The 13,774-nt window shown below is 71.7% G+C and carries 12 protein-coding genes; 7 read left to right on the forward strand and 5 right to left on the reverse strand.

The genetic code is table 11. The features are described 5' to 3' along the window. The first annotated feature begins 268 nt into the window (after positions 1-268). The 7 genes from ACFPFQ_RS07010 to ACFPFQ_RS07040 all read left to right on the forward strand — a co-directional run bounded on the left by ACFPFQ_RS07010 (position 269) and on the right by ACFPFQ_RS07040 (position 7,030). Positions 269-745: a hypothetical protein gene (locus ACFPFQ_RS07010; protein WP_379615991.1), complete on the forward strand. Its 477-nt coding sequence runs from the start codon at positions 269-271 to the stop codon at positions 743-745. 127 nt (positions 746-872) lie between these two features. Next, the gene (locus ACFPFQ_RS07015; RefSeq protein ID WP_379615993.1) at positions 873-1,829 is read left to right on the forward strand and encodes an ABC transporter permease; all 957 of its coding nucleotides are present in this window, start codon (positions 873-875) and stop codon (positions 1,827-1,829) included. Continuing rightward, positions 1,829-4,213, forward strand: coding sequence for an FtsK/SpoIIIE domain-containing protein (locus ACFPFQ_RS07020; protein WP_379615995.1), 2,385 nt, complete (start codon positions 1,829-1,831; stop codon positions 4,211-4,213). Before ACFPFQ_RS07015 ends, ACFPFQ_RS07020 begins: the two co-directional genes overlap by 1 nt. Positions 4,214-4,495: 282 nt before the next feature. Next, on the forward strand, positions 4,496-5,167 hold the full coding sequence (locus tag ACFPFQ_RS07025) for an HNH endonuclease family protein (protein WP_379615997.1): 672 nt from the start codon (positions 4,496-4,498) through the stop codon (positions 5,165-5,167). Next, positions 5,164-5,445: a hypothetical protein gene (locus tag ACFPFQ_RS07030; protein ID WP_379615999.1), complete on the forward strand. Its 282-nt coding sequence runs from the start codon at positions 5,164-5,166 to the stop codon at positions 5,443-5,445. The genes ACFPFQ_RS07025 and ACFPFQ_RS07030 overlap by 4 nt, the downstream gene beginning before the upstream one ends. Further along, the gene (locus ACFPFQ_RS07035; RefSeq protein ID WP_379616001.1) at positions 5,442-6,113 is read left to right on the forward strand and encodes a bifunctional DNA primase/polymerase; all 672 of its coding nucleotides are present in this window, start codon (positions 5,442-5,444) and stop codon (positions 6,111-6,113) included. Before ACFPFQ_RS07030 ends, ACFPFQ_RS07035 begins: the two co-directional genes overlap by 4 nt. Beyond that, positions 6,110-7,030 carry a bifunctional DNA primase/polymerase gene (locus ACFPFQ_RS07040; protein WP_379616003.1) on the forward strand — a complete coding sequence of 307 codons (921 nt, stop codon included), beginning with the start codon at positions 6,110-6,112 and terminating at the stop codon, positions 7,028-7,030. Before ACFPFQ_RS07035 ends, ACFPFQ_RS07040 begins: the two co-directional genes overlap by 4 nt. 84 nt (positions 7,031-7,114) lie before the next feature. Here the strand turns inward: ACFPFQ_RS07040 and ACFPFQ_RS07045 are convergent, their stop codons facing one another. From ACFPFQ_RS07045 to ACFPFQ_RS07065, 5 genes are read right to left on the reverse strand one after another with little or no spacing between them, the layout of a single operon-like run. Then, positions 7,115-7,351: a hypothetical protein gene (locus ACFPFQ_RS07045; protein ID WP_379616005.1), complete on the reverse strand. Its 237-nt coding sequence runs from the start codon at positions 7,349-7,351 to the stop codon at positions 7,115-7,117. Beyond that, positions 7,348-7,779, reverse strand: a complete 432-nt coding sequence (locus ACFPFQ_RS07050) for a hypothetical protein (RefSeq protein ID WP_379616007.1) — start codon at positions 7,777-7,779, stop codon at positions 7,348-7,350. Before ACFPFQ_RS07050 ends, ACFPFQ_RS07045 begins: the two co-directional genes overlap by 4 nt. Continuing rightward, positions 7,776-10,055, reverse strand: coding sequence for a hypothetical protein (locus tag ACFPFQ_RS07055; RefSeq protein WP_379616008.1), 2,280 nt, complete (start codon positions 10,053-10,055; stop codon positions 7,776-7,778). The genes ACFPFQ_RS07050 and ACFPFQ_RS07055 overlap by 4 nt, the downstream gene beginning before the upstream one ends. Next, positions 10,055-11,812, reverse strand: a complete 1,758-nt coding sequence (locus ACFPFQ_RS07060) for a hypothetical protein (RefSeq protein WP_379616010.1) — start codon at positions 11,810-11,812, stop codon at positions 10,055-10,057. The genes ACFPFQ_RS07055 and ACFPFQ_RS07060 overlap by 1 nt, the downstream gene beginning before the upstream one ends. Then, positions 11,813-13,312 (reverse strand): tyrosine-type recombinase/integrase, encoded by a 1,500-nt coding sequence (locus tag ACFPFQ_RS07065; RefSeq protein WP_379616012.1) that lies wholly within the window; start codon positions 13,310-13,312, stop codon positions 11,813-11,815. Positions 13,313-13,774: the final 462 nt, after the last annotated feature.

A 13,774-nucleotide genomic window follows, 5' to 3' on the forward strand; every position in this document is an offset into this window, starting at 1 on the left:
CCCCGCACGAGCCAGGGTGGGGCCAGATCAGACCATCACAGTGGGGCCAGATGGGGTTGTCATTCTCAATGGTAGGCACCAACAGCACGACGGGACTGGTATGCCCGGAATGCGGTGAGGCGGTCCAGCAACGGCCCCCGCGGCTGTGGCCGGCCGGACTCGGCCGCCGCCCGGCGGCGTCGCATCTCGACGGTGAGCCGCTGTGCCCGATCGTCGGCAGCAACGGCTACGAACCCGCGCGCCCGGTCCGGGCCCGCGGTGGTGCGCGATGAATCCCATCCACAAGGCCCTCACCGACGGGGTGGACCCGCTGCGGTTGAAGGTCGCCGCGCACGAGGTCGGGCACGGCATCGTGTGGCGCCACGCCGGGTTCCCGATCGTGCGCATGGTCATCACCACCGGTGTGTTCGGTGGGATCGGTGAGGCCTACTGCCAGCGCGGCCGGTTGTGGCTCGACGCCGGGAACATCGACGGGTTCCTGGTTGGGCTGATGGCCGGCGCGGCGGCGCAGTCACGGTGCGCGAGTCGCTACCTCGGGCACCTGTTCGCCGGATCCGCCGCGCGCGGCAACGCCGCCCATGACGTCGGCGAGTTCCGGCGCCTGGCCAAGGCCCACCGCAGCACGCTCACGATCGGCGCGGCCCAGAACCGGGCCGTAGCCATCCTCGGCGGCCGTAGTGGCCGGCTCGACACGCTCACCGCCGAACTCGCCCGCACCGGCCGGCTCTCGGGCGGTGCGCTGTGAACCGTCACCGCTGTCCGCATCTGCCCGCCGCCACTCGCGCGGCCGGGCTCGCCCCGTGCTGGGGCAGCGCCTTCCCGCACGCCACCCATTCGACGATCACGACCGCGTCCACGCGAGGAGACCTGTGATGACCAGCGCCTACCCGGTGGACGTGTCCACCCTGATCGAGAAAGTCCGCGCCCGCGCGATCGAGCACGGACACATGCCCACCCAACGCCGCGTGATGGCCGACTTCAAGGTCGGCCGCCCGAAGGCGACCGCCGCCCTGGCCGCACTCGCCGAGTCCGGATTCACACCCGGAACACGACCGGAGCGGCGCCTGCACGCCGTCGACGCGCCCGCACCCGTAGAGGCGTCCCGCGAGGTGGTGCCCGTGCCCGCAGCGGTCACGTCCGGGGAGGAGATGCCCGCTGCGGGACGGGAGACCGGTGTTGACCCGGCGCAGGTCAACACCGTTGCAGGCGCGCCCGACGGTCCAATTCCGGGCGCAGAGCCTGCGCCAGGAACCTATCCGGACACAGCGGCCGAGCCCGCGGACACACCGCGGATGATCATGGTTTCGCCTGATGAGGTGTCCTCCACTGTGGACTCACCCGTCGGTGAGGTGAGTTCGGCATGGCGGGTGCGGTCCTGGCCGCTGCTGCTGCTCGCCGCGGGTGCGTTCGTGTCCATCTGGGGTGGCTGGGTCGGGCTAGGTGAACTCACCGGATTCGGCCCCATCCGGCTCCTGCCCGGGATCGTCGACAACTGGGTCATCAACTCTGCGATCACCCTGCCGATCGGCGTCGAGGCCTACGCCGCGTTCGCCCTGCGCGTCTGGCTCGCACCCCCCACGAACCTCGGCCCGGGTGCCGAACGAGCGCGCACGTTCGCTCGCCGTTCCGCGATCGGTGCGCTGTTGCTCGGGATGACGGGGCAGATCGCCTACCACCTGATGACCGCGGCCGGGATCCACGTCGCGCCGTGGCCGATCACCGCGTTCGTCTCCGCCCTACCCGTGGTCGTCCTTGGCTGCGGCGCCGCACTCGCGCACCTGACCACCCACGCCAGCACTGACGCCCCCGCCGAGAGGGAGGTTCGCTGATGTCGACCACCGATGAGTCCAACGACCGCCAGACAGCCCGACCCGGCCTGCACGGCCGCCGGCCTACACCCGGGCCGCGGATCAACCTGTCCAAGACTCCGGTCAACCTGTCCAAGACCGACCCGACAAAGCTGCCGGGCTGGATCGTCGACGCCGCCGCGTCCGGCGAGTACGAGCACCTCGTCGACGGCCAGGTGGTCGAGGGCCAGGTGGTCGACGGCGCGGTCGTCGAGGGCCAGGTCGTCGAGGGCGAGATCGTCGACGCCGAGATCGTCGACGACACCCCGACCAAGCCGGGCACTGCTGTCGCCCTGCGCGACGCCGGGCGGGTGGCGGGCCGTCAGACGGTGCACCTGATCACGACCGCGGTCACCCACCCGCACACGAAGACCACGGCAAAGGCCGTGATCCGCCATCTCTGGTACCCGGTCGCCGGAACCGGGGTGGTGGTGCGGGCGTGGCGCGACACCCACGGCGCGAGCCGTTACGAGCGGATGATGCGACAGGCCGAACTCGCCGGGGACCGTGAGGCGCTGTTGGAGTGGGAGGCCCGCGACGTCGCCGAGAAGGACCGCCGCCACGGCCGGGTCATGGACTGGATCGCCTCACCCATCGCGTTCCTCAAGGCCCTCACCGTCGGCATCGTCGCCTTCACCGGCCTACTCCTGGTCCTCGGGATCATCCTCGCGGTCGGCACCAAAGACGTCTCCCAAGTGCTGGGCCCGATCATCGGGGTGATCAACCTGGTGGTGTTCGTGGCGTGGTTCCTGGCCACCTACGGCGCCCTCATGCTCACCCTCGCCACCGCCGGCGGGCTCGCCTACGTGTGGAACCTCGGCCGCACCCGCACCGAAGCACCCGCATGGGCCGCACCCGCCCAAGAAGTGGCCGGTCGGGACGTGATCCCGGACGAGCGCGCGATCACCAACGCGCTCAAGAACCTCAACCTCCCGGCGATCAACCGCAAGTTCAAGGAGGGCTGGGCGCCACGGTGGGAGCTGCCGCCGGTGCATGACGGGAAGGGCTGGCACTCACAGTTCCTGCTCCCCGAGGGTGTGACGGTCGAGATGATCGTCGACCGCAAGTCCGTCCTCGCGCACAACCTGTTGCGGCTGCCGGTGGAGGTGTGGCCGACCGAGCCGCGGGACCGGCCGGGGATGCTGGATCTGTGGGTGGCCGACCCCGGGAGCCTGACCAAGCCGGTGGCGCCGTGGCCGCTGCTCAAGACCGGCCGCGCGGACTTCTTCAAGGGTGTCCCGGTCGGGGTCGACCCGCGCGGGAACCCGATCATCGCCCGCCCGTTCGGCACCAACATGGGTGTCGCCGGGATGATGGGCTCGGGCAAATCCACCCTGATCATCACGTATCTGTTGGGGCTGATGCTCGACCCGCTGGTCGACATCGACGTGTACTGCATGGCGCAGAACGCCGACTACGACCCCCTCAAGCCCCGGTTGCGGACACTGTTCAAGTCCGATGACCCCGACGAGATCCCGGCCGTTCTCGACGCGCTCAAAGCGTTGATGTCGGACCTGTCCCAGCGGGGCCGCAAGCTCTCCCTCGCCGGTGAGCCGAAGCTGACCCGCGCCCTGGCCGAGGCCGACCCGGTGATGCGCCCGCGCGTTGTGGTGATCGACGAATGCCAGGAACTGTTCGTCTCCGCGGTCGGCGACGAAGCCGCGGAACTGGTGGAGAAAATGGTGGCCAAGGCCCGTAAGTACGGCGTCCACATGATCTTCGCAACCCCGGTCCCGTCCGCGGACAGCCTGCCGCGGAAGGTCGCGAAGGTGCTGTCGAACAAGGCGTGCTTCGCCATCGGTGACCATCAGGGCAACGACGCCATCCTCGGTACCGGCAAGCACAAGGCCGGGATCACCGCCACCACTCTGCGCCCGCTCACGACCGCCGGGAACGGGACCGTCGACCCCGGGGACATCGGGACCTGTATGGCCGTCGGGTTCACCCCGACCGACGGGTTGATGCGCTGCTTCTACGTGCAGCGCGGCAACGGCGTCGACGACGTCACCCCCGTTGTCCAACGTGCCCTCGCCCTCCGTGCGGAGGCCGGCGTCACCACCACGGCGACCGCCGACGAGGGGGAGCCGGTCGTGGTGCTGGATCCGCTCGCCGACATCGCCACGGTCCTGGTCGGGCACGACCGGATGCGCACCCAGGAAGTCCTCACCGCCCTCGCCGCCCGCAACCCCGCGGCCTACGGCAAGTGGACCTTCACCGACCTCAAGAACGCGTTGCCCGAATCGGCGCAGCCCTACAAGACCCAGGGCGTCCAGCAACTCTCCGCGCACCGGGTCGCCGAAGCCCTCGCCGACCGCGACGGCACCACCGACAACGACCTCGACGACGAGGACGTCGAGACCGACTAGACGTCACGTTCGGTAACGGGAGGCGTGGTCCGCGGCCAGGGATCCGACGAGGGAGCGCCGAGGGACCGAGGGAGTTCTCCCTCCGTGCCTCCCTCGGCCACCTCCCTCACCCTGACCAGCCCCAACACCCTTGAGGGACCCGAGGGACCCGCCCTGTCCTGACCAGCCAAAACCCTGCCAGAACGCGGGATCGAGACACCACCGGTGCCTCCCTCCCTTCCCTCTGCACGCCCACATCCGATCACCCACAGTCATCGAACGAGCACAGGAGCTTCGCGACTCATGGTTACCCACGACCCCCGCCGCGCCGCCGCCGCCGGCATCCTCGCGGCCCTCGCCGGCCTCACCATCGCCGCCACCACCCACACCGAACCGACCCCGACACCCACCGCCGTCACCACCACCACCACCGCGCCGGCCGGCGCCGGGTCGGCGCGGGAGCTGCTCGCGGCGCTCACGGTCCGGGTCGAGGACACCGGCGCTCACTACAACCGCGACGAGTGGGGCGACTGGACCACCTCGCGCGGGTGCACGACCCGCGAGGCGGTCCTCATCCGCGACGGCCAGAACGTCCGGACTCGCGCCGGCTGCGCCGTGGCCGCCGGCCGGTGGGTGTCGGGCTACGACGACACCACGATCACCGACCCGACCGCGGTGCAGATCGATCACCGCGTGCCGGTCAAGGAAGCCAACCGGTCGGGCTCGCGCGGCTGGACCCGCGCGGAGCGGGCCCGGTTCTACAACGACCCCGCCAACCTGGTGGCCGTCTCGGGGAGGTCGAACACGAGCAAGGGCGACCGCGACCCCGGGACATGGCGCCCACCGGCGCGGGAGTCGTGGTGCGGCTACGCCACCGCCTACATCACCACCAAGACCACCTACCGGCTCACGATCGACGACCGGGAGAGCGCCGGCCTGGTCGCGATGCTCAACACCTGCGGCGGTGCGCGATGAGCGCGCAGACCGTGATGTGTGTGGTGATCGTCTGCGACGGCTGCGGGGACGAGCTCGCCGACACCGACACCCGGGCGACGATGCATTGGCCCACCCGCCTTGCCGCCGTCATCGACGACGGGCACCACTGGACGATCAGCACCAGCCAGCACGGCCCGGACCTGTGCCCGGCGTGCCGCTGCACCCGTGATGGCCACGACTGGGAGCCACTGCGCGGGCACCGCTTCATCCGGGCCTGCTGCGCCCGGTGCGGCACGTTCGACGTGGTGGCGGCATGAACACCGAGACCACGCGCGAGGCGCTGCTCCAGGCCGCGCTCGACACCGCCGGGCGCGGATGGCCGGTGTTCCCGCTACGCGCGGGATCGAAGCTGCCGGCCCTGCACGGCGCCGGGGGCTGCCCGGCATCAGGGGACTGCGTTGGTGGCCATCAGGGATGGGAGCCGCGAGCCAGCACGGACCCGGACCGGATCCGGCAGGCCTGGAGGAGGGCGCCGTTCAACATCGGGTTGGCGACCGGCCCGGCCGGGCTGGTGGTCGTCGATCTCGACAGCCCCAAGCCCGGCGCCGCGCCACCGCCGCAGTGGGCACGCCTGGACATCACGTGCGGCGCGGACGTCCTGGCCGCGATCGCCGAACAAGCCCGCGAGACCGTCCCGGCGACGTGGACCGTCGCGACCCCGACCGGTGGGCGGCACCTGTACTTCACCGCGCCCGCCGGGGCGGAATTGCGCAACACCCAGGGCGACAAGGGCCGCGGGCTGGGGTGGCTGATCGACACCCGCGCTCACGGCGTTGTCGCGGCAGTTGCCGTGTCCAGCCGAGTGCGTGTCCTGATTGAGGCACTGTCGGCTGCGATGCGGCGGGCGAGGTCCTCAACCCTGTGCGTCTCGTCTCCTGATGCTGTGGACGCGGCGGGAGCCGCCTTCGGAGGGCTGCGGCGATGACGTGGAATCGGTTGCTGGGTGCGGCTCTTGACGCGGCCGATCGTGGTTGGCACGTGTTCCCGCTTGTCCGGGCGGGCAAGGTCCCGGCGCTGCGCGATTGGGAGCAGCGCGCCACGACCGACAAGCGCCGGATCTACCGGTGGTGGGTTAACGCCGAGGCGAACATCGGCGTGGCAACGGGCAGGTCCGGGTTGGTCGTGATCGATCTGGATGACGGCCGCGGCGCGGCCCCGCCGGAGCGGTTCGCCGGTGCTCGTCACGGTCGAGACGTGCTTGCCATGCTTGCGGCGGAGTTTGACGTCCCGGTTCCGACCGACACTTTCGAGGTCGCGACCCCCCGCGGCGGGAGCCATCTGTATTTCCGATCTCCGCCCGGGCTGGTGCTGCGCAATACCGCCGGCTCGCTGGGTTGGAAGATCGACTCGAGGTCGGTCGGGGGGTACTGCGTCGCGGCCGGCAGTGCCGCCGAGCACGGCGTCTACCGGGTCGTGCGAGGTGGCGAAGTCGCGGAGCTGCCGGACTGGCTCGCGCGGGCGCTGACTCCGGCACCGCCTCCCGCGCTCGGTCCGCCGATGGAGTTGTCGGCGCGACGCGCGAGCGCCTATGTGCGAGCGATCGTCGAGAGCGAGGCACGGGCGGTGGCCGCGGCGAGCACGGGCACCCGTCATCGGGTTCTGCTCACAGCCGCCCGCAACTTGGGGCGGCTGGTCGGGGGTGGCGAGCTGGCTGACCACGACGCGCGGGCCGCTCTGTGGGAGGCATGTAGCGGCCACATCGGAATCGATGGCTGCACCGCCGAGGAGGTGCATCGAACGATCGAGGACGGCGTCGCGTATGGGGAGCGCCTTCCGCGGTGGGTGAGCCGCGCGCAGCCGGGGACAGCGCAGGCCCAACCGCCGCGACCCGACCGAGCGTGAGGGAGTTCCGTGGCCACCACGTCATGGCGGGGCGCGCGTGCTGGGTATCCGTGTCGCCTGGTCTTCCGGGCTTGTGCAGGGGATTCACCCGAGGTGGCCGAAGAGCCGCTCGCCCTCGTCGCCGAGCAGGAACGCGAAGCGGGCGAGGTCGGTTTGCAGGTCGGCCAGGCCGTAGGCGGCGTGCGCGAAGCGCTGCAGCGAGGCGTTGAGCAGGGGCCTGTCGGTGCCCTCGAGCCAGTCGCCGATGAAGGTGAGCATCTCGACCAGCTCCGCGGCGTCGATGACGTCGAGACTGATCGCGGGCTGGCGGGGGTCGCTCATCGTGAGCTCGGCAACCGGCGCACCAGGCCGACGTGGGCGGGGTGTTGGCGCAGGCGCAGGATCTCGTCGTGTTGGGCGGCCAGCCGCGACACCGCCTCGACCCGGAACGCGCGCAGGTCGGTGAGCTCGCGGTCACGGTCGGCGACCCGGGTGGTGAGCTGGCCGATCTGGGCTTGGAGCCTCTCGATCCGAGCGACGCGCGGGTCACTGAGTTGTCCGGTGTTGCGCTGGTGCTCGCGGCGGCGCTCGAACTCGTCCTTGAGGGGGCGGTAGGTGCTGTAGAGGGCGGCTCGGCTCACCCCGGCGTCCTGGGCGAGGGTCTTGACGTCGCATCGGCCCCCGGGTGGGAGGTGCCCGCCGAGGAGTCGATCCGTGGCGGCGCGGATGCGGTCCTCGGTGTCGCGGCGCTGCTGCTCGTTGATCCTCACCGCGTGTGTCCTTCGGGCTCGCCGTCGTGGGCGCTGCTCGGCGCGGTGGCGGTGTCGATCTCGGTGAGGACTCGCAGCGCGCGCTCGTGCTCGGGTTGGAGCCGACGCTTCTCTCCCGGGGGCACTCGGGGGTTGCCGAGGAACTGGCTGATCGTGTGGGCGTTGTCCGCCCAGACCTCGCGGTGTTCGCGGTGGTGGGTGGCCTGTGGGCAGCGCGCGGAGTCGCACATGCCGATCAGTGGCCGCGTCGGGGTAGTCGCGGCGGTCGCTGTGGTCGCGGCGGCCAGCCGCAGGCACAACGCCTTGCTCGGATCGGTGAACCAGCAGAAGTTCGCCGCCCCGACGTGCAGCACGTCGGCGTGGCTGCGCAGCAGGTTCTCCAGCCGGCGGTCGTTGGCCAGCACCGTGGCCGCGGGTGCCTGGCCGGGCGGGGGTTGCAGCGCGGCGTCGACGTGGTCGAAGCGGTCGATCAGGGCGCGGGCGCCGGGCCCGGTGGGCAGGATGCCCTGCTGGTAGTCGCGGAACGCCGCAACGGTCAGCTCGAGGTGGTGCTGGTGTTCGGCGTGCTCGACCTCGGCCCGGAACAGGGCCTGCGAGCCGCCGGGACGCTGCGCGTAGCCCTCGGTGGTGGCCACCGACACGTGCTTGAGGTGGATCTTCGAGGCGAGCAGTCCGCCGGGGCGTTTGGCCATCTCCAAGGCCAGGGTGCGGCGCAGCATCCGGGCGTTGACCGGGCCCGCCGGCAGCGCGGCCAGCCCGAGGCGGCGGGCGAACGGCTCGGCCAGCCACGACCGTAGGTTGGCGTAGCTGGTGCCGATGAGCACCGCCCCGAACAGCGGCTGCCCGGCGGCAGCCCCGGTGAGCCGCTCGGCCAGGGCCACCGCCCGGTCGACTTGGGCGATGACCACCCATTCGTCGGGGATGCCACCGAAGCGCTGGTGCTTGATCTGCCTGCTGGCCAGCCGGAACCGGCGCCCGCCCCCGGGGACCTCGCGGGCGGGTAGGCGCGACCCGGCGGTGATCTCCATCAGCTCGCTGCGCCGCATCCCGGTCGTGGCCGTGGTCAGGATCTGCGCTGCGATCAGGACGTAGCCGGCCACGCGCTGCAGTTGTTCGGCGGTCATCGGTTCGGTCCAGGCCACCGGTTCGCCGGTATCGGCGCGCGCGACCATCGCCGCGTCGCGTGCCCACCACCCGGCGACGCCGACCTGCGCTACCGCGGCCTCCAGGACCGGCCGGATCTGGGGCAGCTGGCGGGCGGGCAGCCGGCGGAGGCGGGCTTGGCGCGCGATCAGGTTGAGGTGCACGTGCAGAAGCGGGTCCTGCGGGTCCCACCCGGCGGCCAGCCGTTGACCCACGATCGCGTCCGAGGACCGTGGCAGCGGCGCCCCGCGGGAGCGCAGCGCCTCCACCGCGGATTCGACCCGGGCCAGGCGCACCGCACCCAGATGCGCGGGAGCGGGCAACCCGGCCTCGGCTGCGCTCGCGCGCAGCCGCTCGCGCTCCGAGGCCAGGTGCGGCCCGATCGTCTCGACCAGGTAGAGCGTGGTGGCCAACAGCGGCGCCAGGATGTGCTCGGGGACCGGCGGGGTGGAACTCTCGCTGTAGGACTTGCGGCCGGTGACCTGGCTGGCGGTGCGCCCGGCCCAGGGCAGGAAACCCGGCCGGTAGCGATCGGCGAGGAACAGGGGCCCGTAGGGGGCCAGCACCTGGATCACCGTCGCCAGCTGCGAGGTCGTTGTCCGGGCCAGGCGCCGGCGCGGCCGGCCGGTGTCGGGGTGGCTCCAGGAGTGCTGCTCGAGGAACGCGTCGCAGTCAGCCTGGGTGACCTGGTCGAGCGTCGTGACGTCGTGCGCGGTGAGCCAGTTGCACCAGGTGATCGCGCGACGCAGGTAGAGGTGACACGTGCGCGGGCTGCGCACGGTGCGAAACGCGGCCGGGATCGCGAGCACCCGTTCCTCGTGCGGGGCCAGCAACGCCAGCAGCAGGTCTTTGAGCATCGGTCGCCAGCGCGGGTTGTCGATGGCCGAGAAGTCCCAGCGCTTCTCCCGCTCGGTCATCTCGCGGGGGGCCTCGGCCAGCCCGCGAAAGTCCCAGACCTCGTCGTCATAGACCGGGCGGACGGCCCCGGGTCGCAGCGCCAGTCCCGCCGTGGCGCAGACATCGGCGCCGGCGAACACCGACACCGCGCCACCGGGGCCCGCGGTGGTGGCCGTGCCGGCGGCCAGCGGGGTGCTCAGGGCGGCGCGCACGGGGCGCTCGAGGGCGAGTGACATCAGGTGGTGGTCTCCTCGGGGCGCAGGGGGAGCTCGGTGTCGGTGTCGCGGACGTGCCCGGCGGCCTGGGCGAGGGCGGCCGCGGGCAAGCGGGGCAGGATGTCGTTGTCCAACCGGTCGGCGTAGGGGCCGAACACGCGCAGGAACCCCTCGGTGGGCATCTGCTGGGACTGGCGGGCGAAGAAGGCCCGCAGCCGCAACAGGTTCGGCGCGTGGCGGGGCAGGAACACCGCCAGCGGGCAGAGCAGACACACCCACGGACGCGCCGGGCAGGGCGCACCTTTCGGGCCGTGCGCGCCGGCGAGCTGATCGACGCAGGCGGCGGTGAACACGTCGCGGCGACCACCGACGAGCTCGGCGATGACACCCTCATCGAGCCCGAGCCGGGCCACCGCGTCCGGGAAGCCGGCGACCAGCTCGACGGCCTGCTCGCCGCAGAGCACCACCGGGGGCAATGCCCGGCGCAGCAGGTCGGCCTGGCCCTGCTCGACGATCGACTCAAGCGCGTCACGCTGGCCGGGGGTGGTGGCGCTGAGGTAGTGGTCGCCCTCGACGCGCGCGGTGTGGTTGGGGTCGATCGTGGTGCGCCCGGTCCACCCCTGGCGGGCCAGGATGTGCTGGTAGGTGGTGCGGATCCGGCTGCGGTGGATCGCCAGCGGGGACCCGTCGTCACTGCGCAGCTCCTGCTGCTCGACGGCCCAGCGGGTAACGGTGTGGTGATCACTCGGGGTGGCCACACGCGAGCCCACGACCGAGCGTCCGCCCGGTTCCGGCGCGGCGATCCACACGCGGTCCTGCAGCGGCGGTGGGGCGACGCGGCGCAACGGCGCCGAGTGCTCCAGCCAACGGGTCAGCAGCCGGACCGCTCGGCTCGGCAGGGCCAGTCCCTCCGGCCCGGTCCGGCCCTTGACGTAGTCGAGCAGGATGGTGTGATCACCGGCCCAGTCGATGTCGCCCAAGCCCATGCTGTCGATGCCGTCGGGGACGATGCCGGTGTAGACGCCGAACAGCAGCCGGTAGGCGGTCTGTGTGGCGTAGGTCGGGAACAGTGCCTCGCGTGCGGCCCGCACGAGCGCGTCGAACCCCTCCCGGCCGGCCGGGTCGTGTCGCCGCATCGTCGAGACATGCCCGCGCAGATGCGCCTTGACCTCGCCGATGTCCAGCGGACCGTGGCCCAGCATCAGCCAGGCCACGCTGTCGCGGCTGACTCCCGCCGTTCTCGGGTCACCCGCCCGGCCGGCTCCGGCCAGCACGGCGCGGTGGCGGGCCCAGCTGTGCTCGATGTGCTGCTGGCAGCAGCCGCTCAACCGGGCCCACTCCGCGTCGGTGTAGGGCTGATAGCTGTTGTTCTTGGGATGGGCGTGGATCGCCCGCCCGGATAGGTGCTCGCCGACCTCGGGGCGCAACGCGCCGCTCGCGGCGTCGCACCCGCGCAGCAACCCCCGGGTCGCCAACTCCAGGCCCGGGCTGTGGCTCATCCAGTAGCGCAGCAGCATCGGGCGGGTCAGCTCGCCGGCCGGCCCGGTGAACCCGGCCTCGGCCAGCGCCCGCACGATGTTGCGCAAACCCGCGACGTAGTGTCGCGCGGTGTGCACGGCGTTCCCCCGACCGTAGGGGTGGAAGCACATCACCATCCCGTGCGCCAGATCCAGCGCCAGCTGCGGGTTGGGCAGCCCGTCGAGCCGCGCGCTCCAGCTGCGGCCACCGGGAAACGAGAACCGCACCGCCAGCGGCTTCTCGATCACCTCCACCGGCATCTATCCACTCGCCTCATCGTCGAAGTCGCCGTCGAACTCCGCGTCGAACTCCGCGTGGAACTCGGCGCCGACCCCGTCGCCGAACGTGGAGGTGTCGGGCAGGGCTGTGTCGGGTGCGGCGGCGGCGTAGGCGTCGCGGTAGACCCGGGTGATGTCCAAGCGCGACAGGTAAAGCTGTGTGGTGGTCACCGAGGAATGACCCAACAGATCACGCAGCACCGCCATCGGGTCACTCATGGTCAAATACAGCGCGAGCGCGGCGTCGGCGTCGGTGTCCTTCACCAGCGCCGCGGCCTGCTGGTAGTAGCCGCGGATCAGCCGCTCCAGGGTGTGCATCGCGAAGGTGTGCCGCAGCCGGTGCGGGCTCACGATCGGAAACCGCGGCTCGAACCGCCGCCGGATCCGCTGCGAGGTGCGCCGCAACACCGTGGCCCAGTCGGTGAACGGGGCACCGGTGGACTGCAGCGCGAGCAGGCAGGCGGCGCCGTCGGGGGAGACCAGCCGCAGCCGCTCGTTCGGGGTCAGCGTGCGCCACGAGCGGCGCACCCCGTTGATCCGGGCGCCTTCCCAGTCCGGGTCGCGCACCCGCAGCGGCTCGCCCAGCTGCGCCGGTGGTTGCCACCCGCCCCGGCGCGCCGCGGCCGTACGCTCCAGGCGGACGTAGTCCCAGACCTCGACCAGGCTGTCGTAGTCGATCCAGGTGGTGCGGGGTTTGCTGCCCTTGGTGGTGCCTCGGCCCAGCGGGAACTCCACCGGGACCGCGGACCGCCGGGCCGGCAACGGCGGGATCTCGTAGACCAGCAGGTAGGTCAGCTCCTGGCGGCGCAGCCCGCTGGCCAGTGCCAGCCGACCCACCGCGGCGTTGCGGCCCAGTGCCCGGCCCCGATACGCCTCGTCCGGGCCGCCCTCGGGTGTCAGCCCGGCCAGCGCATGCAGCAACAGCGCAGCGAAGTCGTGCTCGAGGTACTTGATCTGGGCGTGGCGTTTCGCCGGGCGCAGCTTGGCGTGGTTGCGCCGCTGCGTCCACACGGTCCCCTCCGCGATCCGCGTGCCGCTCGAGTAGCTGAGCGGGCCGGCCGTGGCGTAGCGCTCGGCCTGCGCCCACTCGTAGAACCGCGACAACGCGGTGACGTGCAGGTTCCAGGTCGAGCCGTCCCAGCGATGCTGCGGTGACTCGCTGAGCCGGTGGCCGGCATACGCGCTGAGCACCGCCCGCAGCTCCTGCCGCGACCCGAACGGTGCGACGCCGCGCTCGGACAGGAACTCCAGCCACGCCCGCAGCGCCTCCGCGTAGACCCGCCACGTTCGCCGAGCCGGCGCGCCGTTCACCGGTAGCTCCCGCAACCAACGGTTGACCACCACCGTGGCGCGCGGGTTGCCGGGGCCGTCCTCGAAGCGCAGATCGTCGTCCACCAGTACCGGCATGCCCTCGCGGATCAGCGGCTGGCGCTCCACGCCCCAGGACTCCCAGCCCCGCGACGAGAAGTCGATCAACAGCATCGGCGGAACCTACCGCCGACGCCCGACCTGCCTTAACCCGCCCACTCACACGATCAGGAGCTGCCATCGAGTTCGACGATCACCGCACCGATCATGGGCGGCCCCGGCAACGGTCAACTATCCGCAGGCTCATCCCGGGTGTGCCGGTTCCCGCGAACACGTTCGGCTTCCGGGACAAACGGATCCGGCACGTGGGGGAGGTCCTCCGTCGGCGCGATCGGAGGCTCGTCCTCATCGAGTTCAGGGATGGCGTCGTCAGGTAGGCGCGGCGCCGCGCGTTCCGTCGGAAGCGGCGGGAAGTCTTCGTCCGGCTCTGGTTGGTGCGCTACCCGCGCTTGTGATGCCATGCCGCCCTCCACGTTCTTGGCTCACGCCGACGCTACCCTGGCAACCCGACCTGTGCATGTAGTTGATCTGTGAGCGCCTGCCGCACCGTGGGTGCGCCCACGAACACCGCTTCCG

It is taken from the genome of Pseudonocardia sp. GCM10023141, assembly GCF_042653605.1.

Coding starts and splice junctions, on each gene's coding strand:
- ACFPFQ_RS07065 (WP_379616012.1), bottom strand. CDS start 13,312: ATGCTGTTGATCGACTTCTCGTCGCGGGGCTGGGAGTCCTGGGGCGTG.
- ACFPFQ_RS07020 (WP_379615995.1), top strand. CDS start 1,829: ATGTCGACCACCGATGAGTCCAACGACCGCCAGACAGCCCGACCCGGC.
- ACFPFQ_RS07010 (WP_379615991.1), top strand. CDS start 269: ATGAATCCCATCCACAAGGCCCTCACCGACGGGGTGGACCCGCTGCGG.
- ACFPFQ_RS07045 (WP_379616005.1), bottom strand. CDS start 7,351: ATGAGCGACCCCCGCCAGCCCGCGATCAGTCTCGACGTCATCGACGCC.
- ACFPFQ_RS07030 (WP_379615999.1), top strand. CDS start 5,164: ATGAGCGCGCAGACCGTGATGTGTGTGGTGATCGTCTGCGACGGCTGC.
- ACFPFQ_RS07025 (WP_379615997.1), top strand. CDS start 4,496: ATGGTTACCCACGACCCCCGCCGCGCCGCCGCCGCCGGCATCCTCGCG.
- ACFPFQ_RS07035 (WP_379616001.1), top strand. CDS start 5,442: ATGAACACCGAGACCACGCGCGAGGCGCTGCTCCAGGCCGCGCTCGAC.
- ACFPFQ_RS07040 (WP_379616003.1), top strand. CDS start 6,110: ATGACGTGGAATCGGTTGCTGGGTGCGGCTCTTGACGCGGCCGATCGT.
- ACFPFQ_RS07055 (WP_379616008.1), bottom strand. CDS start 10,055: ATGTCACTCGCCCTCGAGCGCCCCGTGCGCGCCGCCCTGAGCACCCCG.
- ACFPFQ_RS07060 (WP_379616010.1), bottom strand. CDS start 11,812: ATGCCGGTGGAGGTGATCGAGAAGCCGCTGGCGGTGCGGTTCTCGTTT.
- ACFPFQ_RS07015 (WP_379615993.1), top strand. CDS start 873: ATGACCAGCGCCTACCCGGTGGACGTGTCCACCCTGATCGAGAAAGTC.